We start from the raw sequence: 24,184 nt of genomic DNA, 5'->3' as shown, positions 1-24,184 counted from the left end.
AGAAGAGGGCGGTCCCTGACTCCCCGCTCGTCTCCGCGATACCGGTCGACGACCACCGTGGCGACCAGTCCGTCGCGCCCCTGTAAGTGCTCCAACAGGAATTCCCCCCAGAGTTGATCCACGCCCCCTGCCCGAAGGCGGCTCGGTTTGTGGCAACCTGACATCGCATCCGAGGATCGAGTGTGCCGGGTCACACTACTGGACGTCAGGTGAGGGGACCTCATGAATCAGCGCGACGCGTTCATCATCGGGGAGACGGAGACGGACTGCCACATCTTCGAGGGGGACGGCACGCGTCCGATCCGGGAGGAGAACGTCACCATCATTTACGAGCCCGGCCTCCGCCGGGTGGACCTACCGGTGAAGGTCCAGCAGTGGCGCCATGAGATCGAGGCGGAACAGAAGCGCAAGCAGGCGGTCGGAGAGCGCTTCGCGTGGAACAACCCCCGCTTCGCCGTGGAGAGCGTCGTCTCCTCCCGTACCGACGAGACCGAAGAGCCCCAGGTGCGGATCAGCCTGTGCGACGCGGACTACTACGACTTCCTTGCCACCTCCATCAACCTGGACAGGCCCCTGGACGAGGGGGACTCCTCCGCCACGCTGCGTTCGCAGTACCTGACGAACTCCGACCCGGTGGAGGCCCCCTCCTTCCTCTCCTGCAGCTTCGGCGTCAACGTCGCCGTCGAGACCGGCCTCGACGGGAAGATGGTCTTCGCCCGAAGGAGCATCCAGGTCGAGGGCCAGAACAAGCAGCGCTGGAACTCGTCGGTCAACGAAGGGCTCGCCGCCATCCACGACGTCCCGGCGGATGGCAGGCCCATCAGTCTCAAGGCCGTGGCGCGGCGCGCGCTCCGCGAGGAACTGGCCGTCCAGGACGAGGACGCCGTCGAGCTGGAACTGCTCGCCTTCGCCCTCGACCTGCGTAACCACCAGTGGGCGGCTTTCTACCGCGCGGTGCTCACCGACCTCAGCTCCGCGGACCTCGTCGCCCGCCGCAGCCGGGGCATCGAAGACAAGTGGGAGCACGACCGGTTCAGCTTCGTCCCGGCCGATCCCGACAGTGTGCTCGATTTCCTCCTGGACGAGGATCCCGAGAAGACCTGGACACCGTGCGCCCCCGCGCTCTTCTACCTCTCCCTGGTCCGGGCCTCCGTCATCGCCCGCGGGGGCTCCCCGTCGGGCCGGCTGGACGTCGAGGCCGCCGAACGCCGTGCGCTGCGGCGGCTCAAGGAGGCCGGCTGACCCCGGCCCGCCGCGTCGGCGGCACCGGGTACGGTCAGAAGACGTTCCGTTCCCGGTGCTGCTGACGCAGCTTCAGGAGCTTGGCCCGCACTTGGTCGGCCGGCAGTCCCCCGTCGGCCTGGATCATCAGATCGACCAGGGCGTCGCGGGACTCCATGAACCCGCGCCACTTCTGCTGGGGCTTCAGCCAGGTGTCCACCGCGGTCATCACGGCGACGATCAGAGCCAGCGCCGGGACCCAGGTGATCAGCCAGTTCCCGTGGCCACCGCTCAGGTTCTGGTCGGCGGCCACGACGGCGCTGGCCAGGATCAACAGGATCCGGCTCAGGTAGTACGCGAGACCGTAGTTGAAGGTGGCGACGCGCCAGCGCCGGATCTCACGGTTCATCTCCCTGACGAGGGCCTCGGGCAACCGTGTCACCGGCTGCTCTTCCTGCACCACGCCGTCGATCACATCGTCCGTCCCGTTCTCCGACACGCCTCCCCTTCCGGCAGCGACACTCCCTGACTTCCACCCATCCTTTCAGGCGAAGCCCCTCCGGCTGATCGATTTCCTTCGTCTCGGGGGCCCGGTCAGGCCACAATGAGATCGCTATGCGAATTCTGTCCCCCGATTTCGCCGCCTCTCGGGCGGTGAAGAGGGCCTGACGGGCGAGGTCGACGCCGGACGTCTCCGGTGCAGAAGAACGTTCGGCCCTGAGGGGCGTATGCGTCGGGGTCAACGCCGACGCATACGATCCGGCCTGCGGCTGAGATGAGCGTGGAGGGCGAGACGGCTGGACGGTCGAGCAGCACGCGCGGTGGGACGCGCAGTGGCGGCACTGGCGGGGTCTCGTCCTCGCCAAGCACGGACACGACGTGGCCTGACCTCGGACATGACGAAGCCGCCCCTTCTGCCTTCGGGCCGAGGGGGCGGCGTCGTGGGTAGTGTCCCCGCGGCGGCCCTCGGGGCAAGCGCCGTTGCAGTACTAGCGGGTGTCGTGCGGGGTGCGCCAGGCGAACCAGGTGGGGAAGGCGGCCACCAGGTCGGGGTCGCCGTGCAGGTGGAGGTGGCCGGCGCGGCGGGCGGCGGCGAGGGTGGTGGTGCCGGCGACGAGGCGGTGGGTCTCGGCGAGGTCGGCGCCGACCCAGACGTCGACCTCGTAGCCGGGGTGCACCCGGCACGCGCTGACGTCGTCCCCGGAGCCCCGGCCCGACAGGACCAGCCAGGCCCGTTCGTCCGGCTCTTCCGGAAGCCGGAACGCGAACTCGACGACCACGCGCCGCGCCGGCAGCGCCTCGGGCCGGACATACTGCCGCAGGCGCCACAGCAGCCACCCGTCACCGGGCAGTACTCGATTCCTCGCCGTGCCTCAAGCCCACGCCTGGAGCGTGGGCAGAGAGGAACGTCCGAACCACGACAGCTAACAGGAACGCTACATGCCTACACCCTCCGTGACCACAGGAAGCGACGCCGCAGGCGGCCTCTTCGGCCTGCTCTTGGGCGGTGCCGTGGGTGGCGTACAGTGGGGCCTTCCGACGCGGGGTGGAGCAGCTCGGTAGCTCGCTGGGCTCATAACCCAGAGGTCGCAGGTTCAAATCCTGTCCCCGCTACTGAAGTGACATGAGGCCCGGATCCGGTGGATCCGGGCCTCATGCGTGCACCTGCACCCCAAGCCGTGCGTCCGGTTCTCGTCCCCCGGGCCGGCGAGGCCTCCCGGCGAGCCCAGATCGCGCACCGATGAGTTTCCCGCGCCGCGTCGGTCCATACACCGGACACCCACGGACGGAAGGCTGCGCCATGCGGAAACTGATCTACGGCATGAACCTGTCCCTGGACGGCTACATCGCCGCGCCCGGCGACGACATCGGCTGGAGCGTGCCGAGCGACGAGCTGTTCCAGTTCTGGTCCGACCGGTTGCAGGCGACCGACCTGACGCTGTACGGGCGCAAGCTGTGGCAGACGATGAGCTCCTACTGGCCGACCGGTGACCAGCAGCCGGGCGCCACCCCTGCGGAGATCGAGTTCGCGCGCCGCTGGCGGGACATGTCGAAGGTGGTGTTCTCCTCGACGATCGACGAGGTCGACTGGAACACCCTCCTGGTCACCGGCGACGCGGTCGCCGAGATCAGACGGCTCAAGGCCGAGGACGGCGGCCCGATGGACATCGGCGGCGCGACGCTCGCCGGGGCGGCCATGCGGGCCGGGCTGATCGACGAGTACGTGCTGGCCACCGCGCCGGTCCTGGTGGGCGGCGGCACGCCGTTCTTCACCGCGCTGGACAACTGGGTGAACCTCAAGCTGGTGGAGACGCGGACGCTTCCCTGCGGCGTGGTCCTGACCAGGTACGAGACGAGGCGCTGAGCGCCCGTCACGCTTGCTGCTCTTCCGCAGGGCGCACCCGGTCTGCCGGCCCCATACCGCAAGAACACTCATCCGACCTTCAGCTGCGCAGAGGCGCTGGTCGTACGCCCTGCGCGCCCAGCACAAGCTGCGCAGGCTCGTCGACGTGATCGAGGTGACGCCGACTCCCGCATCGCCGGGCACCGCAGAGGCGGCAGACATCCCCCGCACCCGCCACCACGCCACCGACGCATCACGCCGGTGAACGGTCCGCCCGGTGTCACGGCCGAGAGGGTGCGCTTCCACGGTGTGCTCGTGTGCGATCGGCGTAAGGAGCTCTGCGGGGCTGCTGGGGCAGGGCCACCGGCTCCATGGGCACTCATCGCGGTGTGCTTGGTGCCGCCGAGCGGTGGCCGGTGGAGCCGATCCCTGCCGGCGGGGCTCAGATCTGTCGGTCGTCGCTGTGGCGGCCGAGGGCGCGGCCGAAGCGTTCGGAGACGGCCGGCATCAGGCTCTCGCCACCGGCGGGGCGGTCCAGGCCGAAGACGTATCCGGGAAAGTCCAGGTCCTTCTGCACCGCCCAGATCCCGTCGTGGTCCTCCGGCGGAAGGATGCGCACCGGGTCGCCGACGGCGACCCAGCCGATCGGCACCGTCGAGCCGGCGGGCAGCACGGTGCGCAGGTGCACGACGCCGTTGATCCGCACCTCGGAGCGGGTCCCGATCCGTGCCCCGTTGAAGACGCGGCTGCCGGTGGCCAGGAAGACCTCGTCCTCGACCCGGCAGCCGGTCAGGTAGGAGGTGGGGCCCACCAGGACCTGCCGTCCCAGGACCAGCGGGTCCCGTCGGGTGCCGCGCAGGACCGCGTTCTCCATCACGATGCCGCCCTCGCCCAGCTCCACCGGTCCGCCCTCGGCGGTGAGCACCGCACCGAACAGCACCCGGCACCCGGCCCCCACGCGCACGTCCCCGCACAGCGTGGCGGTCGGAGCGACATAGGCGGTGGGGTGGACGGAGGGCGAACGGCCCTCATGAGTCATAAGCATGGCCACGATCATGCCGTCCTTCCGTGTACCTGTTGATGTTCCCGACGTCCGGTCATGAGGTCGGGGACCCGGTCAACACGGCGACGTGCTGGGCGAATTCGGCACGTTGCCGATCGGTCAGTGCGGCGTAGAGCGGCGCCTGCAGTTCATCGGTGAGTTGTTCGGCACGCTGCCATCGGGGGATCAGGGCCGTGGCGACGGGGTGGGGCTCCTGCCAGCCGTAGTGGGTCGCCTGCTCGACGCCGAGGTTGACGACCATCGCCTCTCGGGCGCTCAGCCCACTCAGGCGCACCGCCGCCAGGTGGCAGGCGCCACGGTGTTCCCGCAGCACGTGGATGCGCTGCATCGCCGCGCCGACCGGGTCGTCACCGGGTGCGGGCTGCGCGCGCCAGCCGGCGAACAGCGGCAGCGCGTCGGCGTCGGCGGCGTCGATCAGCCGCTGTGCCAGACGGTTGAAGTGCTCCACGTCGGCGTCCGCGGGGATGTGGGCGCGCCCCCACGCCCGGACGGCCTGTGCGTAGCAGGCGGCGGCTTCCTCCGGCGGCATCACGGACCGGCCGGCCTGCCAGCCGGCGGTGACCAGACCGGGGCCGAGGAAGCCCTGGACCGCTTGGACCACCGGGGCCGGTGCCTCACCGAGCACCCCGAACCGACCGCGGCAGTAGAAGCCGCGCCCCGGGGGGGAACCCGGCCCGCAGGCCGATGGCGGCGGTCGCCTGGTCGGACATGAACTCGTCGCCGAAGTCGTGGATGGGCCGCGCAACCGCGGCGATGCAGTGGAAGATCTCCATGCCCCGAAGGTCGCCCACCATGATTCGATAGGTCAAGCGATGATTCCCGATGCAACCCTTTAGGTAATCTATCGATTCATGTTGGACATCCGCCGTCTGCACATGCTCAGGACCGTCGCCGCCCGCGGCTCCATCGCCGCGGCCGCCCAGTCACTGGCGCTGTCCGCGGGCGCCGTGTCCCAGCAGCTGTCCGCACTGCGACGCGACATGGGAGTCGATCTGCTGCGCCCCGACGGGCGCACCGTGGCACTGACGGAGGCGGGACACGTCCTCCTCGAACACGCCGACCGGATCCTCGCCGCCGTGCAGGAGGCCGAGAGCGCCGTCGCGGCGGTCAAGGGCACGGTCGGCGCCACCGCCACGCTCGCCGCGCTGCCCTCGACCGTCGCCCCGATCGTGACCCCCGCACTGACCGCGCTGCGTTCACGCCACCCGCAGCTCACCGTGACCTGTCTCCTCACCGACCAGGCACAACTGCGGGAACTCACCCTCGGCACCGTCGACATCGTGCTGGGACAGCGGTACCACCACCTGCCCGATGCGACACCCCGAGGCATCGCGGTCTCTCCGCTGCTCGACGATCCGCTGCTCGTCGTCACCGCGGCCGACCGGGCCGACGAACGACCCGTCGCATTGCGGGAACTGGCCACGCACAGCCTCGCCGCGCCGCCGCCGACCACGGACTGCGGACAGGCCATCCTGCACGCCTGCCGGCAGGCCGGGTTCACCCCCACGACCCGCTACGTCACCGCCGACATCGCCGCCCAGCTCGCCCTCGCACGGGCCGGTCTCGCCACCGCCCTCGTCCCCCGGACGGCCATCGACCCGGCCACGCCCGGAATCCGCACGGCCCCCATCGAGGACCATCCGATCCTGCGCCTGCTGTTCGCCGCGACGCGGCACACCGAGACCGCGAACCCGACGACCACGGCCGTCATCGCGGCACTGCGCACGGCGGCGCGCCAGGGGTCCCCGGAGGTTCAGGAGAGGCCGTCGAGCGGCCGGAGGAAGCGGCGCTCGTACCGCTTGATGCAGCGGGTCTCACGCGCCAGTTGGAACGCCTCCTGGCACTCGGGGTCGGACATGCTGTCCGTGCGGTACCGCTCGTACGCGGCCAGGCTGGGAAACGAGAAGAGGGCGTAGGCGATGTCGCTGTCGCCCTCGCTCGGCAGGAAGTAGCCGTGGTGCGTCCCGCCGAAACGGTTGACGAGCCGGACCCAGCGCCGGCCGTACTCCTCGAAGTCCTCGAGCTTGTCGGCGTCGATCTCGTACTTCAGATGAATGGTGACCATGCCCGCATGATGCCGTGTGACGGTTCGGACTTCGTCAGCGGAACCAAAGGGTCACCCGGCGAGGAAGGCGGAGCGGGGCAAGACGCCGCCGGCACGTCATGCCGGCCGCGCAGATCTTCCTCACCTCCCCGCGGAGGGGCTGGTCCCGCGAGGTGCGGGGACGGGGAACAACGGCCGACTCGACGGTCACCGTTCCTCCGGAGGTCGAGCGGGCCGAGCATGTGCCTGCGGGCAGGACGGCTCCGGCGGGAGGGCAGGTTCGGGCTATGCCGACGGCCAACTGACGGACACGTCCGTACGCGCGACCCGCGACCGAGACCTCCGGGGATACAAGAACCGTCACCACTGTGCTGGACCTGTTGTCCCTGTGCGACTGCCGCAGCTTGATTACAGCGGGGTCTGGGTCTTCTGCTTGAGGCGTTCGTAGGGTGTCTGGCCGCCGAGGGCGCCGTGGGGGCGGTGGTAGTTGTAGTAGTCCTCCCACTTTCTCAGCTTGTCGTTGAAGACGCCGGTGTCGTCGATGAGGATGCCGTCGAGCATGCGGTAGAACTCCTCCGCGTCGATGCGGTGGGAGCGTTCGACGAACTGGACTGCGGTCTTCTGGTCGCATCGCGGGTAGATCCGCAGCACGCGCAGCCGGGTGCAGTCGTCGATGGCGGTGAACTGGTAGTACTTCGCCCGGCGGCGCCGCTTGGGCAGGGTGCCGGTGACCGGCGCCGCGGCCGCGGTCTGCTCCGGCAGGCCGATCGGTTCGATGAACTTCACGTCGATCTGGACGCGGTTGCCGGGCAGCTGCTTCTCGTAGCGGGTATAGCGCTTGTCGTGCCGTTGGTAGCGTTGGGAGGCCGGCAGGCGGTTCATGCCGAGCTTCTTGAGGATGCGGTAGACGGCTGAGCAGGCGATGTCGATGTCGTGGTACCGCTTCAGGTACATCTTGATCTTCATCGGGCCGAAGTGGTAGTGCTGCCGCAGGTAGACGATCTTGTTGATGACGTCGGCCTCGGTGGCGTGCGGGCAGTGGTGAGGCTTGCTGGAGCGGTCCCGCAGGCCCTCGAGGCCCTCGTCCTGATACCGGCGCAGCCATTTGTAGAAGCACGTGCGGCTGATGCCGTAGTAGCGGCAGGTCAGCGCGACGTTTCCGGTGACTTCCTCGGCGTGGCGCAGGACCGCCAGGCGATGCTGGGCCTGACGGTCCCGCTGCTGTTCCAGCGAAGGGGGCATGGCAGATCTCCGTCTGTTCGGAGACCCATGTGTAACCAACGTCCGGCAGTTTTATAACTCAGTCAGGGCCTGCTTGCCGCCGGCTGAGTCGTGGACCGAGGCAGCGGCGACCTCGTGGGTAGCAGGGCCGGTGCGGTCGCGCCTTGGAGCAATGCTCGGAACCTGTGGATCGGCTGGGGAGGACGTACCTTCCCTGTGATTGATCGATAGGTCACTGAGCAAGGCCGACGTGGGCGCGTCGGCCGGGAAGGCACGTCCGTGCTCACCGTAGTCAACGCCGACGGCTCCACCACTGGCGGGGCATCGCTGCTGGATGAGATTGTCCTGGAGGGCGCGCGCAGGATGCTGGCTGCCGCCTTGGAGGCCGAGGTCAACGCCTACATAGCCGAGTTATCCGACCAGCGGGCCCAGGACGGCCGCCGTCTGGTGGTGCGCAACGGTTACCACCAGCCGAGGAAGGTCACCACCGCCGCGGGGGCGGTCGAGGTCAAGGTTCCGCGGGTCAACGACAAGCGGGTCGACGAGGCGACTGGGGAACGTAAGCGGTTCTCCTCGGCGATCCTGCCGCCGTGGTGCCGCAGGTCACCGAAGATCGCGGAGGTGCTGCCGCTGCTCTACCTGCACGGCCTGTCCTCCGGTGACTTCGTGCCCGCGCTGGAGCAGTTCCTCGGCTCGACGGCCGGCCTCTCGCCGGCCGCGGTGACCCGGCTGACCGCGCAGTGGCGGAACGACCATGCCGCGTTCCAGGAACGCGACCTGTCCGGCACCGACTACGTGTACGTGTGGGTGGACGGCATCCACCTGCGGATCCGTCTGGAGGAGGCGAAGGTCGCGGTCCTGGTCGTGATCGGGGTGCGCGCGGACGGCACCAAGGAACTGGTCGCCATGACCGAGGGCTACCGCGAATCGTCCGAGGCCTGGGCCGGGCTGCTGCGCGACTGCGCCCGCCGTGGAATGCGCGCTCCGGTCCTGGCCGTCGGGACGGCGCGCTCGGTTTCTGGAAGGCGCTGCGCGAGGTCTTCCCCGCCACTCGCGAGCAGAGGTGCTGGGTTCACAAAACGGCCAATGTCCTCGACGCCCTGCCCAAGTCCGCGCAGTCGGCGGCGAAGAAGGCGCTGCAGGAGATCTACAATGCCGAGGACCGGGAGCACGCGGCCCGGGCGGTTGAGGTGTTCGCCAGGCAGTACGGCGCGAAGTTCCCCAGGGCCGTCAAGAAGATCACCAATGATGAGGACGAGTTGCTGGCGTTCTACGACTTCCCGGCCGGGCACTGGATCCATCTGCGCACGACCAACCCGATCGAGTCGACGTTCGCCACCGTCCGGCTGCGGACCAAGGTCACCAAAGGAGCGGGCAGCAGGTCCGCCGGTCTGGCCATGGTGTTCAAGCTGGTCGAGTCCGCCCAGAACCGCTGGCGGGCGGTGAACGCGCCCCACCTGGTCGCCCAGGTCCGGGCCGGCGCCCGCTTCGAACGCGGCCACCTGGCCGAACCCGCCCCGGCGGCAGCATGACCCGGCCGAACAACGGGATGCTGCACCACGTCGAGATCTGGGTGCCCGACCTGGAGCGGGCCGCCGCCTCGTTCGGCTGGCTGCTGGAGGCCCTGGGCTACACCCTGTTCCAGAGCTGGGGCAACGGCCGCAGCTGGCGGCTCGGAGCGACCTACCTGGTCGTCGAGCAGTCCTCCGCCCTCACCGCCGGCGAGCACGACAGGTGTCGGCCCGGGCTGAACCATCTGGCGTTCCACGTCGAGGATCCCGGCACCGTGGATGTGCTGGTCGCCGAGGCACCGCGACACGGCTGGAGCTTGATGTTCCCTGACCGCCACCCGCACGCCGGCGGCGAACAGACCTATGCCGCCTACCTGGAGAACGTCGACGGCTTCGAGGTCGAACTCGTCGCCATCAACCCATCCGAGCCAGACTGACGACGATCACCCCATCCACAGGTCTTGACGATAGCTCTCGCCTTGGGTCCACGGGACTCCGACGGGGACTCCTGCGACGGTGCCCACAGCGGCGGGACCGCGCTCGACCAGCCGGGTCATCGCTGCGTCCGCCCAGGCGTCGGCCGGCTCGACGGCCTCTTCGATCCGGATCGAATCACCCTCCGAGGTCGCCGGAAGGCCGCCGGGGATGTCCAGCCCTTCGTAGTTGTCGGGCATGTGGAGGGTGGGCGGGCGCTCCCGGGGCGCGGCGGCGCTGCCTTGATCCAGGTTTCGCCGCCGCTCTCCGTCAGCCGGTCTTTTTGGCGATGCCGTCAACCGGCGCGTCGTCGTCGGGCAGGAACACGTCGACCACCACGTCGCCGGGCCCCGTCCACACCCTGCTCACGAAGCAGGCGTAGACGCTCTGGCGTCTCGCCATGCTGCCTGCCCACCTCGCTGAGTGCAGCCCGATTTCCTTGACCAACCCGATGGAGGCAAACCACGTGCGGCCGGCCCGCAGGAGCGCCTGAGCCGGGGTGCCCCTGCAGGCCGGCCGCCGTGTCACCCCATCGTCCACTGCTGGTTGGTGCCGCCGCTGCAGGACCACAGCTGGACAGGCGTGCCGTCGGTGGTTCCCAGGCCGGCCACGTCCAGGCAGAGCCCCGACTGCACCCCGGTGACGGTTCCGTTGGGGTTGACCTGCCACTGCTGGTTGGGCTGGCCGTTGCAGGACCAGACGATCACCTTGGTGCCGTTGGTGGTCCCCTTGGCGCTGGCGTCCAGGCATAGCGTGGCGCCACCGACGGTCACGGTCAGCTGGTTCGACGCCGTACGTGTCCAGGTCTGGTTCGCACCGCCGCCGCAGGCGTAGATCTGCTGCTGTGTGCCCGGCGTCGTGTTCGCGTCGGTCAGGCATTTGCCTGCGGCCACCGCACGCAGCGCGCCTGTCGTGCCGCCGGAGGAGGCGGTGTCCAGTCCCATGAAGTGGATGGCATCGGCGGCCATCCTCGTGCCCTGGACCGGAAGTTGGTGTCCGGTCCCAGCGAGGCTGTACGCCTCGACCTGGGTGGCGCCGGCGCTGTTGTCGTACCGGGTCCGGGTCCAGTTGGTCGCGGGGGTGTCGGTGGCCGACGGCGTCTGGCTCACGCCGAGGACGTTGGTCCACTGCTTGATCTCTTCGCCGAGGTTGTTGTGGTTCAGGATGGGGTCGGCGGTCCCGTGCCACAGCTGCACACGCGGCCGCGGGCCGGTGTAGCCGGGGTATCCGGTGTTCCGCACCAGGCCGCCCCACTGCTGCGGGGTCATGGACACCTGGCCCTGGGCGCAGGCCGAGTTCCAGCCCCGGACCGAGCCGGTGGCGAAGCAGTGGTAGGGCACTCCCATGAACGCCGCGCCCGCCTTGAAGACGTCGGGGTAGTCGGCGAGCATCACGTTCGTCATCATGCCGCCCGAGGACTGCCCGGTCACGTACACGGCGTTGGGATTGCCGCCGTAGTGCTGCTCCGCGTAGGTGATCATCGACATGAGCCCGACCGGGTCGCTGCCGCCGTTGCGGGTCAGCGCCTGGTCCGAGGAGACGTCCCAGCAGCTTCCGCTCGGGTTCGTCGAGGGGTAGATGACGAGGAACCCGTACTTGTCGGCCTGGGAGGCGAAGTCGGTGCTCGAGTACATGTAGGGGCCCGACCCCTGGCAGCCGTGCAGGGCGAGCAGGATCGGCGGGTTGGACTTGACGTTGTTCGGCACGTACAGGTGCATCAGCAGACCGGTCGGGTTGGTGCCGAAGTTCGCGATCTGGACCAGCGAGGCGGCAGCGGCCCGTGGGGCCGTCTGCAGGCTCAGGCCGAACGCGAGGCCGAGCACGGTGATGATGCCGAGCAGCCGGAACGCGAGCGAGCGGGATGGGGACATGGGACCTCTCCGTCGGGATTGCAGAGCGTGAGGAGGTTCCGGCGCCACCACGGAAGTAACGCCACCGATCCTCGTGCCGGCCCACCGCTTCCGTCAACAACCGCGTCGCGAGCTGACGTTGGCCGGTCGGGCCCACTCCGCCCACCTGTGGGTTCGCGTACGGCCGGACCAGGAAGTCCCGCCGTACGCGGTGAAAGCCGCACACGGGTCGGCCGCCGAGAACGGAGGACACGCCCCGGGCCGCCGCCTCGGGGCGGCTCGTGCACGGAGTATTGACAACACGCAGCGCCTGATACAGATTTCACCGGGGCAATCTTGGAGAAGCTTGTTCCACAATGAGTGTTAGCGCTAACACTCATACGAGGGGCCCGGCGCCCACCCATTCCCCTCGGCTCTCTCCCGCCCCGCATGCTCCGCCCGGCAGGAACGGCCCGGCGGCGTATGCGCTCACACGACCGCCAGGACGAGGCACCGCCCTCCGACCGGCGTGCAGGCGTCCCCCACCCAAGGAGAGCGATCCGTCATGCCATGACTCAACGGGAAACTCCGCCTCCGCAAGGCCCGGACAACGGCCGCATGCACGGCCGTCGGCGCAGTCGCAGTCGCAGTCGCCACCACAAGCCCCGCGGCTCACGCCGCCGGGGCAAGCGCGCTCGGCGCGGGAGCGCCCGGCAGCAGCCGCCACTTCGGGACCGCGGTACCCGCGGGCAAGCTCGGCGCGAGTGAATGCAGAACGCGGCGCGGTCGACGGCGTGGCGGCCTTCGACGACGTTGCCGGCGTGGTCGACGAGGACGAGGCCGGAGACCCGGATCCGACTGAAGCTCCTTCCGAAGGGGTTGCCCCAGGACCAATCCGGATTGCCGGGGTCCCGCGCCGTGATGTGGCCGACGCCCCCCTCGGAGAAGCCGAGCTGCCCGAACAGCCGGAACACCACGTCCAGTTCCTGCTGATCCGCGAGCGGTCGGGCCTGATCCGCGGGGCTTTCTACTCCAACTTCCGCACCATGGAAGACCTGTTCTTCGCCCTGTTCGACCTGCACGCACAAGGCGTGATCGACCGTCTGACGCGGGCGGTCGACGAGCTCGACACGATCGACGACTCCTTACAGGCGGTCCTCGCACGCATGGCGCCCTCGACGAGACCGAGCGACGCTGGTACCTGCTGTCCACCGAGTTCACCCTGCACGCCATCCGGCACCCCGACACGGCCCGCGCCCCGGCCGACCACGACCGCCGCCTGCGCAAGGAGATCGCCCGCCTCCTCGACCGCCTCGGCCGCAGACCCGTGGTCGACCCGGACCCCCTGGCCCGCCTCACCGCGGCCGTCCCCTTAGGCTCCCTGGCCCAGAGCCTCGTCGAACCCGACCACCTGGCCCCCGAACAACTGGCTGTCACCTTCCCGCCGGCGCTGCCTGACATGGCCTTGGAGCCGGTGACCGCGGAAAGCCGATGGGGACATGCGGCGACCGCCGCGCGGTCGCCCGGCGGTCTGAAGGCGCTGCGGCCCGCGCTGCCGGTGACCCTGCCCCGGAGAACACTCCCCGGCAGCCGGCAGCCCTGGCAGCCCCGGCGTCAGTCGTCGGCTTGCGGGATCGCCCGCAGACACCGGTCGTTTCCACCAGTGGCGAGTACGGCTCGCACCGATCCTCCGGCCAGTCCCCCACTGGGAATCTCGCCGCTCGCGCATCCACAGCAATCAGCCTGCCGAGCCTGCTGTCCTGTTCCGATGTCGACCGTACGGACCACCAAGAGCACCTCGATGTTCGGCATGATCGACACACGAACGGCAGCAATCGGGCGCCCTGGCCTGCGAGCCACTCCAGCACATCCGCGGCAACCGTCGACTTGCCCGAGCCCGCCCGCCCCTCGCACAGCACGATCTGCGGACCGTCCTCCGCCACCAGCCGGCCGTGCAGCTGATCAAGGTGGGGGCGCGTGACCAGCCCGAGAGCGGGCGCCCTACCGCGCACACGCCGCAGGAACCTGTCCTTGGTGCCCGCCAGAGCACTGAGCGTATTGCCGTCTCCGGCCAGCACTTGGGACTGGACCCCGTCAAGAGAGAGCAAGTGGTTGCGGATCTCCGGCCCGGCGAGCCACTGATGGAGGTGGTCATCCAGGTATCCGCTCAGCTGCCTGACGATCACCTCAGGACCCCCTACGAACAGGTGCTCGTAAATGAGGTGGACCAGACGCCGCAGGTTCTCCGGCGGGTAGTGCTCCACGTACACCGACTGGAGGTATCGCCAGGCGGTCTCCCGGCCTACGGGTCTGCCGTCGTCAGTCCAGATGCCGAGGAGGGCCGTGAAGGCGCTCCCTTGGGGTTCGGGGAGAATCCCTTCGAGCTCGGCGAGGGTGGCAGCGCCCTCGCACGATCGCCCGCCATCCAGTCGGTCGCCCCCGAGCACCGCACAAAGCCGACCGGCGCGGAATCGGCCGCTTCCGACCGCCGACGCACCGGTGCGCGGCCGCACCCCTGCACCGATAATTGCGTCATCATGCACAGATGCAAAGAGCACCCACCACAAGCCCTTCCTGATGACCGGTCAGGAAAGTCGGCAACAGGCCGGCATCACTACCGCACGGAACCGCTCCCGGACGCCGTGAACCGCCGAGATCAATAACACCTCTCACCCGTTCTGACCTGCGAAAAGCCTGCTCAGCCACACGCCTGCCAGCCTCACCAGGAGGTATCCATGAGGATGCTGATCAACGTTCCGGAGACCGTCGTCGCCGACGCGCTGCGGGGGATGGCCGCCGCGCATCCCGAGCTGACCGTGGACGTGGAGCGGCGCGTGGTGGTGCGGCGGGACGCGCCCGTGGCGGGGCAGGTGGCGCTGGTGTCCGGCGGCGGGTCCGGGCACGAGCCGCTGCACGGAGGGTTCGTGGGCCCCGGCATGCTGGCGGCCGCGTGTCCGGGCGAGGTGTTCACCTCGCCCGTGCCCGACCAGATGGTGCGGGCCGCCGCCGCGGTCGACAGCGGCGCCGGGGTGCTGTTCGTCGTCAAGAACTACACCGGTGACGTGCTGAACTTCGAGATGGCCGCGGAGCTCGCCGAGGACGAGGGCATCCAGGTCGCCAAGGTCCTCGTCGACGACGACGTGGCGGTGACGGACAGCCTCTACACGGCGGGGCGGCGCGGCACCGGCGGCACGCTGTTCGTGGAGAAGATCGCGGGCGCGGCCGCCGAGGAGGGCGCCCCGCTGGAGCGGGTGGAGTCGATCGCCCGCCGGGTGAACGAGCGGTGCCGGTCCTTCGGGGTGGCCCTGAGCGCCTGTACGACCCCCGCCAAGGGCAGCCCGACCTTCGACCTCCCGGAGGGGGAGCTGGAGTTGGGGATCGGCATCCACGGCGAGCCCGGCCGGGAGCGGCGGGCCATGATGACCTCGCGGGAGATCGCGGACTTCGCCGTCGACGCCGTCGTGGAGGACCTGAGCCCGTCCGGGCCGGTCGTCGCCCTGGTGAACGGGATGGGCGCGACGCCGCTCCTGGAGCTGTACGGCTTCAATGCCGAGGTGCAGCGGGTGCTCGCCGAGCGGAAGGTGCCGGTGGCCCGGACACTGGTCGGGAACTACGTGACCTCGCTCGACATGGCGGGCTGCTCGGTGACCCTGTGCGAGGTCGACGAGGAGCTGCTGCGCCTGTGGGACGCTCCGGTGCAGACGCCCGCGCTGCGCTGGGGCCGGTGAGCCGGGGATGGGACGAGGGAGCGAAGACGTGACGGAGAGCTTCGGCGCCGGTTTCCTGGTGCGCTGGCTGGCCGAGGTGGCCGAGGACGTGGACCGGGAGGCGGACCGGCTCACCGAGCTGGATTCGGCCATCGGCGACGCCGATCACGGAGCCAATCTCAAGCGGGGCTTCGCCGCCGTGACGGACATGCTCGCGAAGGAGCCGCCGGCGAGTCCCGGCGCTGTGCTCACCGCCGCCGGACGGCAGCTCATCTCCACCGTCGGCGGTGCTTCGGGACCGCTGTACGGGACGCTGCTGCGGCGCGCCGGGAAGGCCCTGGGCGAGGACGGGGAGGTCAGCCGGGAGCGGCTGGCGGAGGCTCTCGGCGCCGGTGTGGCAGCCGTGTCGCAGCTGGGCGGCGCCCAGGTGGGCGACAAGACGATGCTGGACGCGCTCGTGCCGGGTGTGGAAGGACTGCGGAGCTCGTACGAGGCGGCCCGCGCCGCCGCCGAGGAGGGTGCCCTCGCGACCGTGCCCCTCCAGGCGCGCAAGGGCAGGGCCAGTTATCTCGGCGAGCGGTCGGTCGGGCACCAGGACCCGGGGGCGACGTCGTCGGCGCTCCTCTTCGCGGCCCTCGCCGACACCGCGCGCGCGGAGGGCGCGCGATGAGCCCGGCGGGTGCGACCCCGGAGGGCCCGGCGGCCGTCGGCATCGTGCTCGTCTCGCACAGCGCGGCGGTCGCGACGGCGGTGGCCGAGCTGGCCCGGGGCCTCGCCGGTGGTGGCGACCTGGCGCCGGTCCTGCCCGCGGGCGGGACGCCGGACGGTGGTCTCGGGACGAGTTCCGAGCTGATCTGCGAGGCCGCGAAGGCCGTCGACCGAGGGGCCGGGGTCGCGCTCCTCGTCGACCTGGGCAGCGCGGTCCTCACCGTGAAGGCGCTGCTCGCCGAGGGCGACGAACTGCCCGAGGGCTCCCGCCTGGTGGACGCGCCGTTCGTCGAGGGCGCGGTGGCCGCGCTGGTGACGGCGAGCGCCGGCGGGGATCTCGACGCGGTGGCGGCGGCGGCCTCGGAGGCGTACGCCTACCGCAAGGAGTGACCACGGGGACCGAGTGCGTGCAGTGACCGGAGGGACGCGCCACGTGGTGGCCGTGTTGTGATCCAGCAGGTCAACCCACTAATGTCGCAGGGCCTTGGTGTACGGGAAACCGGTGCGGTACCGGTGCGGCCCTCGCCACTGTGATCGGGAGGTCCGGCTCCACCCCCGGGGGGAACACCTCGGGGAAGCCACTGGACCGTCGCGGGAGACCGTGACGGTGTGGGAAGGCGGAGTCGGGCCGTATGACCGTCAGCCAGGAGACCGGCCAGGGTGCGTTGTCCATCCACGAGGTGCTGGAGAGGGTCTCCCGATCATGCATATAGCCGAGGGGTATCTGCCCCCTGCGCACGCCGCCGCCTGGGGCGTCGCGGCCGCTCCGTTCGTCGTCCACGGGGTGCGCGCGCTGACCCGCGAGGTGCGGTCGAACCCCGAATCCACCCTGCTGCTCGGCGCCTCCGGTGCCTTCACCTTCGTCCTGTCGGCGCTCAAGTTGCCTTCGGTCACCGGTAGTTGTTCGCACCCGACCGGTACGGGGCTCGGCGCGATCCTGTTCCGGCCGCCGATCATGGCGGTCCTCGGGACGATCACCCTGCTCTTCCAGGCCCTGCTGCTCGCGCACGGCGGGCTGACCACGCTCGGCGCGAACGCCTTCTCCATGGCGATCGCCGGTCCCTGGGCGGGGTACGGGACGTACCGGCTGCTTCGGCGGTTCGGCGCGCCCCTGATGGTGGCCGTCTTCTTCGGCGCGTTCGTCGCCGACCTGTCCACGTACTGCGTCACCAGCGTGCAGCTGGCCCTGGCGTTCCCCGACCCCGGCAGCGGTGTGCCCGGCGCGCTGGCCAAGTTCGGCGGGATCTTCGCCGTGACCCAGATTCCGCTGGCGGTGAGCGAGGGTCTGCTCACGGTGCTCGTGATGCGGCTGCTCACCCAGTCCAGCAAGGGGGAGCTGACGCGCCTCGGCGTCCTCGACCGGCCGCGGGCGGAGCGGCCCGAGGAGGTGGCCGCGCGATGAGCCGGAACGCGAAGGTCAACACGCTGCTGCTGCTCCTCGTCGCCGCGCTCGCGGTCCTGCCGCTCGCGCTGGGCCTCGGCGACCACAAGGAGCAGCCGTTCAGCGGGTCCGACGGCGAGGCGGAGACCGCGATCACGGAGCTCCAGCCGGACTACAAGCCGTGGTTCAGCCCGCTGTACGAGCCGCCGTCCGGCGAGATCGAGTCGGCGCTCTTCGCCCTCCAGGCGGCGATCGGCGCCGGTGTCCTGGCGTACTACTTCGGCCTGCGGCGCGGCCGCCGCCAGGGCGCGGCCCGCGCCGAGGCCGCCGAGGCGGCGGGGACGAAGGGTGCGGCGGAGGGGGGCGAGCCCGTCGGGGGCGGTGATTCCGACACGGCGCGGGGTGGGCCCGGCTCCGGTGCCGCGAGCGGCGGGGCGGCCTCCGGCGTCCCGAGCTCCGGTGCCGCGAGCGGCCACTCGGGACCCCGCGCCGCCGGCGCCCGTCCCGCTGACCTCAGTGCCCCGAGCCGCGGGTCCGGGTCCGACCCCGGTGGGGTGGAGGCCCCCGGGGCCGGTGACGGTTCCGTGCCGTCCGACGGTACGGGCGCGTAGCGCCGATGCTGCCGATCGACGCGGCGGCGCACAGCAGTCGCTGGCGCCGCCGCCATCCCGTGGAGAAGGCCGCCCTCGGCTTCGGCCTGACGCTGTGCGCCGTCTCCCTGCCGCCGTGGCCGGGCGCCGTGCTCGTGGCGGCGGCCACGCTCGCGATGCTGCTCGGTCCGGCCGGCGTGCCGGGCCGTCAGCTGTGGCGGGCGTTCCGCATCCCGCTCGGTTTCTGTGTCACGGGGGCCGTTCCGCTGCTCTTCGAGGTGGGCGGTGCGCGCGGGCTCGTGGCCCTCGCGCCCGGCGGTCCCGCGCACGCGGGCGAGCTGCTGCTGCGGACCGCCTCGGCTTCGCTGGGGGTGCTGCTCTTCGCCTTCACGACGCCGGTGTCCGACGTGCTGCCCCGGCTCGTCCGGGCGGGCGTCCCGGCGCCCGTGGTGGACGTGGCACTCGTGATGTACCGGATCATCTTCCTGCTGCTCGACTCGCTGGCGAAGATCCGGCAGGCCCAGGCGGCCCGGCTCGGGCACACCACCCGGGCCGCGACCTGGCGGTCGCTCGCGGGGCTCGGCGCGACGACGTTCGTCCGGGCCTTCGACCGGGCGCAGCGCCTGCAGTCGGGGCTCGCCGGGCGCGGTTACGACGGGACGCTGCGGGTCCTGGTGCCGGCCTGCGCGGTCTCCCGGCGGTTCCTCGCGGCGACGGGCGTGCTCCTCGCGGGGCTCGTCGCCCTCACCCTCGTACTGGAAAGGTTCCTTCCGTGACGTCTCCGACGCCGACGAATCCCGTCGTGGAGCTGGTGAAGGCGGGTTTCGCCTACGAGGACGGGCCCGCGGTCCTGTCGGGCGTGGACTTCTCGGTGGCGGAGGGGCGCTCGATCGCGCTCCTCGGCCGCAACGGCAGCGGCAAGACGACGCTGCTGCGGCTCCTCAGCGGGGGGCTGCGGTGCGGGAGCGGGTCGCTGCTCCTGGACGGGGCCGAGGTGGCGTACGACCGGAAGGGGCTGACCCGGCTGCGGACCACCGTGCAGCTGGTCGTGCAGGATCCGGACGACCAGCTGTTCGCGGCCTCGGTCGGTCAGGACGTGTCGTTCGGTCCGACGAACCTGGGGCTGCCGGAGGAGGAGGTGCGGCTCCGGGTGCGGGAGGCCCTGGAGGCGCTGGACATCGTGGCCCTGGAGGACCGGCCGACGCATCTGCTGTCGTACGGGCAGCGGAAGCGGGCCGCGATCGCGGGCGCCGTGGCGATGCGGCCCCGGGTGCTGATCATGGACGAGCCGACGGCCGGGCTCGACCCGCACGGGCAGGAGCGGCTGCTCGACGCCCTCGCGCGGCTGCGGGAGGCGGGGACGACGGTGCTGATGGCGACGCACGACGTGGATCTGGCGCTGCGCTGGGCCGACGAGGCCGCGGTGCTCTCCCCCGCCGGTCTGCGCACCGGCCCGGTCGCCGAGCTCCTCGCGGACAACGACCTGCTGGCCGCGGCCCGGCTGCGCCGGCCCTGGGGCACGTCGGTGGCCCGTCTCCTGCGGGCCCGCGGTCTGCTGGGCGCGGAGGGGGTGGAGCCCCGGACGCCGGAGGACCTGGACGCGTGGATCGCGGCCGAGGTGGCCGGGCCCCGTCGCTCCTGAGGTGCCCGCTCGGGGCCTTTGCTGCCGAGTAGCAGACATCACTCCCCCATTCTTCTGCAACTAGTTGCAGAAGACGTGCGGGGTCGCCTAGAACTGAGGTCGACGACCCCTGCGCGAGGAGACGCCCCCATGACCCCGTACCCGCACCTGCTGAGCCCGCTCGACCTCGGGTTCACCACCCTGCCCAACCGGGTGATCATGGGGTCGATGCACGTCGGCCTGGAGGAGACCGAGCACGGCTTCGAGCGCATGGCCGCCTTCTACGCCGAGCGCGCCCGGGGCGGCGTGGGGCTCATCGTCACCGGCGGCATCGCCCCCAACGAGGCCGGCCGGCCCTGGGACGGCGGCGCCAAGCTGACCACGGGCGAGGAGGTCGCCGAGCACCGGCTGATCACCGACGCCGTGCACGCCGAGGGCGGCAGGATCGCCATGCAGATCCTGCACTTCGGCCGGTACGCCTACCACCCCGACCTCGTCGGCCCCAGCCCGATCAAGGCGCCCATCAGCCCCTTCGTGCCGAACGAGCTGGCCGACGCCGAGGTCGAGCAGACCGTCGAGGACTACGCGCGCTGCGCCGAGCTGGCCAAGGAGGCCGGGTACGACGGCGTCGAGGTGATGGGCTCCGAGGGCTACCTCATCAACGAGTTCATCGCCGCCGCCACCAACCACCGCACCGACCGCTGGGGCGGCTCGTACGAGAACCGGGTCCGCTTCCCGCTGGAGATCGTCCGCCGGATCCGCGAGCGCGTCGGCGAGGACTTCATCCTCGTCTACCGCCTCTCCATGCTGGACCTCGTCCCCGGCGGCTCCACCCTCGACGAGGTGGTCTCCCTCGCCAAGGAGATCGAGGCCGCGGGCGCCACCATCATCAACACCGGCATCGGCTGGCACGAGGCGCGCATCCCCACCATCGCCACCTCCGTGCCGCGCGGCGCCTACACCTGGGTGACGAAGAAGCTGATGGGCGCGGTCTCCGTGCCGCTCGTCACCTCCAACCGCATCAACACCCCCGAGGTCGCCGAGGAGATCCTCGCCGACGGCCGCGCCGACCTGGTCTCGCTGGCCCGCCCGTTCCTCGCCGATCCCGCCTTCGTCGCCAAGGCGAAGGCCGACCGCGCCGACACCATCAACACCTGCATCGGCTGCAACCAGGCCTGCCTGGACCACACCTTCAACCTGAAGATCACGTCCTGCCTGGTCAATCCGCGCGCCTGCCACGAGACCGAGCTGGTCCTCTCCCCCACCCGCCTCGCCAAGCGCGTCGCGGTCGTCGGCGCGGGCCCGGCCGGCCTCTCCTGCGCGGTGTCGGCGGCCGAGCGCGGCCACTCCGTCACCCTCTTCGACGGCGCCGCCGAGATCGGCGGCCAGCTGAACATCGCCAAGCGGGTGCCGGGCAAGGAGGAGTTCGACGAGACGCTGCGCTACTTCCGCGTCCAGCTCGCCGAGCGCGGCATCGACGTCCGTCTGAACACGTACGTCTCCGCCGCCGACCTGGAGGGCTACGACGAGGTCGTCGTCGCGACCGGCGTCACCCCCCGCACGCCCGGCATCGCGGGCGAGGACCACCCGAGCGTCCTCAGCTACCTCGACGTGCTGCGGGACGGCGCCCCGGTCGGGGACCGGGTCGCGATCATCGGCGCGGGCGGCATCGGCTTCGACGTCGCCGAGTTCCTCACGGACGGCGGCGAGGGCGCGAGCCAGGATCCCGAGACGTACTTCCGCCAGTGGGGCGTCGACACCTCGTACGAGAACCGCGGCGGCCTGCGCGCGCCCGAGCGGAACGCGCCGCCGCGCCAGGTGCACCTGCTCCAGCGCAAGACCACCAAGGTCGGCGCGGGCCTCGGCAAGACGACCGGCTGGATCCACCGCACCGAGCTCAAGCACCGGGGCGTCACCATGGTGGCGGGCGTGTCGTACGAGCGGATCGACGACGCCGGCCTGCACGTCACGATCGACGGCGAGCCGCAGCTGCTCCCCGTCGACACGATCGTGCTCTGCGCCGGACAGGAGCCGCGCCGCGGCCTGTACGAGGAGCTGGTCGCCGCGGGCCGCTCGGCGCACCTCATCGGCGGCGCGGACGTCGCCGCCGAGCTGGACGCGAAGCGGGCCATCGACCAGGGCACCCGGCTCGCCGCCACCCTGTGACGGCCGCACCGTGATCACCGTGGCCGTCCGAACCTAGGATGCGAGCATGTCCCTCCCGCACGCGATCCTGACCGCGCTGCTCGAAAAGCCGTCCTCCGGCCTCGAACTGACGCGCCGCTTCGACAAGTCGATCGGCTACTTCTGGTCGGCCACGCACCAGCAGATCTACCGCGAGCTCGGGAAGCTGGAGCAGGCGGGGCACATCCGTGCCCTGCCCGCTCCGGTGCCCGCGCGGGGACAGAAGAAGGAGTACGAGGTGCTGCCCGCCGGCCGGGCGGAGCTGAGCGACTGGGTCGCGAGGTCCGAGGACCCGAAGCCGCTCCGGTCCGCCCTGCTGCTGCGGATGCGGGCCGCGGCGATGGTGGGGACGGCGGGGCTGCAGGCCGAGTTGTCGCGCCATCTGGCGCTGCACCAGGAGCAGTTGGACGAGTACCTCGCGATCGAGGCGCGGGACTTCCCGGCGGAGCGCCGCCGCACCGAACCGGACCGGCTGCGGCATCTCGTCCTGCGGGGCGGGGTCGACCTGGAGCGGTTCTGGGTGGAGTGGCTGACGAGCGCGCTGGCGGAGCTGGGGCGGGAGGAGTAGCCCGCGCCGCACGGGGCGGCGCCCTCCGGGCGGGCGGCGCCCCCGCCGCCACCCCCCGTATGGGCTGTGCCCGCCGGGGCGGCGCCCCTCCCGCCCCGCCGTGTGGGCAATCGTCCCGCTGGGGCGAGGGGGTCCCCCCTGCTCGAGCGAAGCCGAGAGCTTGGGGGAGGGTGGACACACGGGACGGCCCCCTCAGTGGCGCCTCCGCTACCACATAGAGCACCCGAGGCTCGGGGCACGCGACGGCGCCCGTACCGACGTGGATACTGGTCAGTTGTAGTTCCACGACACGAAAGGGCGGGTATGGCCGACGACTTGGAGCGCCGCGCGACACGTCACGCGGTGGTCATCGGGGGAAGTCTCGCTGGACTGCTTGCCGCTCGGGTACTCGCCGAGCACGCCGAGAAGGTGACGGTCGTCGAGCGCGACCGCTACCCGGAGGGGCCCGACGCCCGGCCGGGCGTCCCGCAGGGCCGGCACCTGCACGTGCTCATCGCGGGCGGACAGGAGGCGTACGACGAACTGCTCCCGGGGTTCATGGAGGAGCTGCGCGAGCTCGGCGCGCCCAGGGTGGGCGTGCCCGAGGACATGGTGCAGTGGCAGAACGGCAGATGGATGCACCGGCTGCCCGCCACCGCCCACTTCTACTCGGGCCCGCGCCCGCAGCTCGAATGGCTGGTGCGACAGCGGGTGTTCGCCGATCCTCGGATCGAACTGGTCGAGGGCCACGAGACGGTGGGCCTGACCGGCGACTCCTCGCGCGTCCGGGGCGTCCGGCTGCGCGAGCGCGGCGCGGGGGCCGAGAAGGAGACCCGTGTCCTGGAGGCCGATCTGGTCGTCGACGCCTCCGGCAGGTCGACGAAGGCGGCGGACTGGCTGGCGGCGATCGGCGCCGAGGCGCCGCACGAGGAGACCATCGACACCGGTCTCGCCTACGGCACCCGGGTCTACCGCGCTCCGGACGGGGTGCTGGACAGCGACGCCATGGGCTACTTCATCGTGCCCAACCCCGAGCAGGAGTACGGGGCCGTCGTACTGCCCGTCGGCGACGGGACGCACCTCGTGACCCTCTCGGGGCTCCGGGGCAATGAACCGCCCACGGAGGAGGGCGCGTTCGAGGAGTTCGCGAAGCGGATGCCGCACCCGCTGATCAGCGACTGGCTGGCCCGGGCGGAGCCGGTGTCCCCGGTGTACGGCTTCCGCAAGACCGCCAACATCCGGCGCCGGTACGACCGTCCGGGCCGCCGTCCGGCCGGTTTCCTCGCCACCGGCGACGCGCTCTGCGCCTTCAACCCGGTCTACGGACAGGGCATGGCGGTGGCGGCGATCTCCGCCGTCGCCCTGCGCCGGGCGCTCGCCGACCCGAAGCGCACCCCGACCACCCGGCAGGTGCAGCGCGCCCTCCTCGACGCCTCCCGGCAGGCGTGGGACATCTCGACGGGCGCCGACAAGAAGATGCCCGGCGCTGTCGGCGGCGCGGACGCCCCCGGCGCGCTGGACAAGGCGGTCGGCTGGTACATGAGCCGGCTGCAGGAGCGGGCGGCGGGCGACCCGGTCGTCGGTGCGGCCTTCCGCAGGGCGATCACCCTCACCGCCCCGATGACGGTCCTGTTCGCCCCCGCCGTGGCACGGGCGGTGCTCTTCGGCCCGGTCCACGCGACCCCGGCCGAACCGCCGCTGCGCCGTACGGACGGCTAGGGGGCGGCCGGCAATCCCCC

Annotated in this window: 25 protein-coding genes, 1 tRNA gene, 2 pseudogenes and 1 riboswitch; of the genes and pseudogenes, 17 read left to right on the top strand and 11 right to left on the bottom strand. The window is 71.1% G+C overall.

Annotation, left to right across the window (positions count from 1 at the left end; genetic code table 11):
* The first annotated feature begins 222 nt into the window (after positions 1 to 222).
* Positions 223 to 1,242: a translation initiation factor 2 gene (locus tag BLW86_RS33565; protein ID WP_093877501.1), complete on the top strand. Its 1,020-nt coding sequence runs from the start codon at positions 223 to 225 to the stop codon at positions 1,240 to 1,242.
* Between the two features lie 34 nt (positions 1,243 to 1,276).
* On the opposite strand, the gene BLW86_RS33560 is transcribed toward BLW86_RS33565, so the two are convergent.
* Together BLW86_RS33560 and BLW86_RS33555 are read right to left on the bottom strand one after the other, a co-directional pair.
* Positions 1,277 to 1,720, bottom strand: a complete 444-nt coding sequence (locus BLW86_RS33560; RefSeq protein WP_256341506.1) for a hypothetical protein — start codon at positions 1,718 to 1,720, stop codon at positions 1,277 to 1,279.
* A gap of 490 nt (positions 1,721 to 2,210) precedes the next feature.
* Entirely contained in the window at positions 2,211 to 2,501 is a 291-nt protein-coding gene (locus tag BLW86_RS33555) for a hypothetical protein (protein ID WP_093877500.1), read from the bottom strand.
* A gap of 260 nt (positions 2,502 to 2,761) precedes the next feature.
* On the opposite strand from BLW86_RS33555, the gene BLW86_RS33550 reads away from it, so the two are divergent.
* Positions 2,762 to 2,835 (top strand) — tRNA-Met (locus BLW86_RS33550).
* Between the two features lie 187 nt (positions 2,836 to 3,022).
* Positions 3,023 to 3,586 (top strand): dihydrofolate reductase family protein, encoded by a 564-nt coding sequence (locus BLW86_RS33545; RefSeq protein WP_093877499.1) that lies wholly within the window; start codon positions 3,023 to 3,025, stop codon positions 3,584 to 3,586.
* Between the two features lie 421 nt (positions 3,587 to 4,007).
* Here BLW86_RS33545 and BLW86_RS33540 read toward each other — a convergent pair whose 3' ends face one another.
* From BLW86_RS33540 to BLW86_RS42220, 3 genes are read right to left on the bottom strand one after another with little or no spacing between them, the layout of a single operon-like run.
* Complete coding sequence (locus BLW86_RS33540; protein ID WP_093879009.1) at positions 4,008 to 4,610, bottom strand: gamma carbonic anhydrase family protein; 603 nt, start codon at positions 4,608 to 4,610, stop codon at positions 4,008 to 4,010.
* 52 nt (positions 4,611 to 4,662) lie between these two features.
* Entirely contained in the window at positions 4,663 to 5,229 is a 567-nt protein-coding gene (locus BLW86_RS33535) for a helix-turn-helix domain-containing protein (RefSeq protein ID WP_143060298.1), read from the bottom strand.
* A gap of 13 nt (positions 5,230 to 5,242) precedes the next feature.
* Positions 5,243 to 5,401 (bottom strand): hypothetical protein, encoded by a 159-nt coding sequence (locus BLW86_RS42220; RefSeq protein WP_177181824.1) that lies wholly within the window; start codon positions 5,399 to 5,401, stop codon positions 5,243 to 5,245.
* A 78-nt stretch (positions 5,402 to 5,479) separates the two neighbouring features.
* On the opposite strand from BLW86_RS42220, the pseudogene BLW86_RS33525 reads away from it, so the two are divergent.
* A pseudogene (locus tag BLW86_RS33525) lies at positions 5,480 to 6,349 on the top strand (LysR substrate-binding domain-containing protein); the annotation flags it as partial.
* Between the two features lie 32 nt (positions 6,350 to 6,381).
* Here BLW86_RS33525 and BLW86_RS43455 read toward each other — a convergent pair.
* Together BLW86_RS43455 and BLW86_RS33515 are read right to left on the bottom strand one after the other, a co-directional pair.
* Positions 6,382 to 6,693, bottom strand: a complete 312-nt coding sequence (locus BLW86_RS43455) for an NIPSNAP family protein (protein ID WP_093877495.1) — start codon at positions 6,691 to 6,693, stop codon at positions 6,382 to 6,384.
* Between the two features lie 387 nt (positions 6,694 to 7,080).
* Positions 7,081 to 7,914 carry a helix-turn-helix domain-containing protein gene (locus BLW86_RS33515; protein WP_093877494.1) on the bottom strand — a complete coding sequence of 278 codons (834 nt, stop codon included), beginning with the start codon at positions 7,912 to 7,914 and terminating at the stop codon, positions 7,081 to 7,083.
* Between the two features lie 258 nt (positions 7,915 to 8,172).
* On the opposite strand from BLW86_RS33515, the pseudogene BLW86_RS33510 reads away from it, so the two are divergent.
* Both BLW86_RS33510 and BLW86_RS33505 read left to right on the top strand, forming a co-directional pair.
* Positions 8,173 to 9,425, top strand: a pseudogene (locus BLW86_RS33510) (IS256 family transposase).
* Positions 9,422 to 9,841, top strand: coding sequence for a VOC family protein (locus BLW86_RS33505; protein WP_093877493.1), 420 nt, complete (start codon positions 9,422 to 9,424; stop codon positions 9,839 to 9,841). Before BLW86_RS33510 ends, BLW86_RS33505 begins: the two are co-directional and overlap by 4 nt.
* Before the next feature lie 6 nt (positions 9,842 to 9,847).
* Here the strand turns inward: BLW86_RS33505 and BLW86_RS33500 are convergent, their stop codons facing one another.
* From BLW86_RS33500 to BLW86_RS33485, 4 genes are all read right to left on the bottom strand, one after another.
* A complete protein-coding gene (locus BLW86_RS33500) occupies positions 9,848 to 10,078 on the bottom strand; it encodes a hypothetical protein (RefSeq protein ID WP_093877492.1) in 231 nt (76 codons plus the stop codon).
* A gap of 70 nt (positions 10,079 to 10,148) precedes the next feature.
* Positions 10,149 to 10,280 carry a hypothetical protein gene (locus tag BLW86_RS43450; protein ID WP_256341505.1) on the bottom strand — a complete coding sequence of 44 codons (132 nt, stop codon included), beginning with the start codon at positions 10,278 to 10,280 and terminating at the stop codon, positions 10,149 to 10,151.
* A gap of 122 nt (positions 10,281 to 10,402) precedes the next feature.
* Positions 10,403 to 11,749 (bottom strand): extracellular catalytic domain type 1 short-chain-length polyhydroxyalkanoate depolymerase, encoded by a 1,347-nt coding sequence (locus BLW86_RS33490; protein ID WP_093877490.1) that lies wholly within the window; start codon positions 11,747 to 11,749, stop codon positions 10,403 to 10,405.
* 533 nt (positions 11,750 to 12,282) lie between these two features.
* On the bottom strand, positions 12,283 to 12,681 hold the full coding sequence (locus BLW86_RS33485) for a class II aldolase/adducin family protein (protein ID WP_256341730.1): 399 nt from the start codon (positions 12,679 to 12,681) through the stop codon (positions 12,283 to 12,285).
* Positions 12,682 to 12,908: 227 nt separating this feature from the next.
* On the opposite strand from BLW86_RS33485, the gene BLW86_RS33480 reads away from it, so the two are divergent.
* The 11 genes from BLW86_RS33480 (at position 12,909) to BLW86_RS33430 (ending at position 24,164) form a co-directional block, all read left to right on the top strand.
* Positions 12,909 to 13,688, top strand: a complete 780-nt coding sequence (locus tag BLW86_RS33480) for a TetR family transcriptional regulator C-terminal domain-containing protein (RefSeq protein WP_371129683.1) — start codon at positions 12,909 to 12,911, stop codon at positions 13,686 to 13,688.
* 754 nt (positions 13,689 to 14,442) lie between these two features.
* A complete protein-coding gene (dhaK, locus tag BLW86_RS33475; RefSeq protein ID WP_093877488.1) occupies positions 14,443 to 15,435 on the top strand; it encodes a dihydroxyacetone kinase subunit DhaK in 993 nt (330 codons plus the stop codon).
* A 7-nt stretch (positions 15,436 to 15,442) separates the two neighbouring features.
* A complete protein-coding gene (gene dhaL, locus BLW86_RS33470) occupies positions 15,443 to 16,084 on the top strand; it encodes a dihydroxyacetone kinase subunit DhaL (protein WP_093877487.1) in 642 nt (213 codons plus the stop codon).
* Positions 16,081 to 16,512, top strand: a complete 432-nt coding sequence (locus tag BLW86_RS33465; protein ID WP_093877486.1) for a PTS-dependent dihydroxyacetone kinase phosphotransferase subunit DhaM — start codon at positions 16,081 to 16,083, stop codon at positions 16,510 to 16,512. Before dhaL ends, BLW86_RS33465 begins: the two co-directional genes overlap by 4 nt.
* Positions 16,513 to 16,590: 78 nt before the next feature.
* Positions 16,591 to 16,797, top strand: a riboswitch (cobalamin riboswitch).
* 28 nt (positions 16,798 to 16,825) lie between these two features.
* Positions 16,826 to 17,524 carry an energy-coupling factor ABC transporter permease gene (locus BLW86_RS33460; protein WP_093877485.1) on the top strand — a complete coding sequence of 233 codons (699 nt, stop codon included), beginning with the start codon at positions 16,826 to 16,828 and terminating at the stop codon, positions 17,522 to 17,524.
* Positions 17,521 to 18,114, top strand: coding sequence for an energy-coupling factor ABC transporter substrate-binding protein (locus BLW86_RS33455; RefSeq protein ID WP_093877484.1), 594 nt, complete (start codon positions 17,521 to 17,523; stop codon positions 18,112 to 18,114). Before BLW86_RS33460 ends, BLW86_RS33455 begins: the two co-directional genes overlap by 4 nt.
* 5 nt (positions 18,115 to 18,119) lie before the next feature.
* Complete coding sequence (cbiQ, locus tag BLW86_RS33450) at positions 18,120 to 18,869, top strand: cobalt ECF transporter T component CbiQ (RefSeq protein WP_093877483.1); 750 nt, start codon at positions 18,120 to 18,122, stop codon at positions 18,867 to 18,869.
* Positions 18,866 to 19,735 carry an energy-coupling factor ABC transporter ATP-binding protein gene (locus tag BLW86_RS33445; protein ID WP_093877482.1) on the top strand — a complete coding sequence of 290 codons (870 nt, stop codon included), beginning with the start codon at positions 18,866 to 18,868 and terminating at the stop codon, positions 19,733 to 19,735. Before cbiQ ends, BLW86_RS33445 begins: the two co-directional genes overlap by 4 nt.
* A 129-nt stretch (positions 19,736 to 19,864) precedes the next feature.
* Complete coding sequence (locus BLW86_RS33440) at positions 19,865 to 21,880, top strand: NADPH-dependent 2,4-dienoyl-CoA reductase (protein WP_093877481.1); 2,016 nt, start codon at positions 19,865 to 19,867, stop codon at positions 21,878 to 21,880.
* A gap of 46 nt (positions 21,881 to 21,926) precedes the next feature.
* Positions 21,927 to 22,466: a PadR family transcriptional regulator gene (locus BLW86_RS33435; RefSeq protein WP_093877480.1), complete on the top strand. Its 540-nt coding sequence runs from the start codon at positions 21,927 to 21,929 to the stop codon at positions 22,464 to 22,466.
* A 303-nt stretch (positions 22,467 to 22,769) separates the two neighbouring features.
* Positions 22,770 to 24,164: an NAD(P)/FAD-dependent oxidoreductase gene (locus BLW86_RS33430; RefSeq protein ID WP_093877479.1), complete on the top strand. Its 1,395-nt coding sequence runs from the start codon at positions 22,770 to 22,772 to the stop codon at positions 24,162 to 24,164.
* The last annotated feature ends 20 nt before the right edge of the window (positions 24,165 to 24,184 follow it).

Origin of the sequence: Streptomyces sp. TLI_105, from assembly GCF_900105415.1 — a bacterium.
In the GTDB taxonomy this organism is placed as follows: domain Bacteria; phylum Actinomycetota; class Actinomycetes; order Streptomycetales; family Streptomycetaceae; genus Streptomyces.
The sequence above is the reverse complement of the archived record's forward strand: the minus strand, read 5'-3'. Positions and strand labels throughout refer to the sequence as shown.

Bases quoted from the DNA above. Each gene is read 5' to 3' on its own strand.
- BLW86_RS33565 (WP_093877501.1), top strand. From the start codon at position 223: ATGAATCAGCGCGACGCGTTCATCATCGGGGAGACGGAGACGGACTGC.
- BLW86_RS33545 (WP_093877499.1), top strand. From the start codon at position 3,023: ATGCGGAAACTGATCTACGGCATGAACCTGTCCCTGGACGGCTACATC.
- BLW86_RS33540 (WP_093879009.1), bottom strand. From the start codon at position 4,610: ATGCTTATGACTCATGAGGGCCGTTCGCCCTCCGTCCACCCCACCGCC.
- BLW86_RS42220 (WP_177181824.1), bottom strand. From the start codon at position 5,401: ATGGAGATCTTCCACTGCATCGCCGCGGTTGCGCGGCCCATCCACGAC.
- BLW86_RS43455 (WP_093877495.1), bottom strand. From the start codon at position 6,693: ATGGTCACCATTCATCTGAAGTACGAGATCGACGCCGACAAGCTCGAG.
- BLW86_RS33515 (WP_093877494.1), bottom strand. From the start codon at position 7,914: ATGCCCCCTTCGCTGGAACAGCAGCGGGACCGTCAGGCCCAGCATCGC.
- BLW86_RS33505 (WP_093877493.1), top strand. From the start codon at position 9,422: ATGACCCGGCCGAACAACGGGATGCTGCACCACGTCGAGATCTGGGTG.
- BLW86_RS33500 (WP_093877492.1), bottom strand. From the start codon at position 10,078: ATGCCCGACAACTACGAAGGGCTGGACATCCCCGGCGGCCTTCCGGCG.
- BLW86_RS43450 (WP_256341505.1), bottom strand. From the start codon at position 10,280: ATGGCGAGACGCCAGAGCGTCTACGCCTGCTTCGTGAGCAGGGTGTGG.
- BLW86_RS33490 (WP_093877490.1), bottom strand. From the start codon at position 11,749: ATGTCCCCATCCCGCTCGCTCGCGTTCCGGCTGCTCGGCATCATCACC.
- dhaK (WP_093877488.1), top strand. From the start codon at position 14,443: ATGAGGATGCTGATCAACGTTCCGGAGACCGTCGTCGCCGACGCGCTG.
- dhaL (WP_093877487.1), top strand. From the start codon at position 15,443: ATGGGACGAGGGAGCGAAGACGTGACGGAGAGCTTCGGCGCCGGTTTC.
- BLW86_RS33465 (WP_093877486.1), top strand. From the start codon at position 16,081: ATGAGCCCGGCGGGTGCGACCCCGGAGGGCCCGGCGGCCGTCGGCATC.
- BLW86_RS33460 (WP_093877485.1), top strand. From the start codon at position 16,826: ATGCATATAGCCGAGGGGTATCTGCCCCCTGCGCACGCCGCCGCCTGG.
- BLW86_RS33455 (WP_093877484.1), top strand. From the start codon at position 17,521: ATGAGCCGGAACGCGAAGGTCAACACGCTGCTGCTGCTCCTCGTCGCC.
- cbiQ (WP_093877483.1), top strand. From the start codon at position 18,120: ATGCTGCCGATCGACGCGGCGGCGCACAGCAGTCGCTGGCGCCGCCGC.
- BLW86_RS33440 (WP_093877481.1), top strand. From the start codon at position 19,865: ATGACCCCGTACCCGCACCTGCTGAGCCCGCTCGACCTCGGGTTCACC.
- BLW86_RS33435 (WP_093877480.1), top strand. From the start codon at position 21,927: ATGTCCCTCCCGCACGCGATCCTGACCGCGCTGCTCGAAAAGCCGTCC.
- BLW86_RS33430 (WP_093877479.1), top strand. From the start codon at position 22,770: ATGGCCGACGACTTGGAGCGCCGCGCGACACGTCACGCGGTGGTCATC.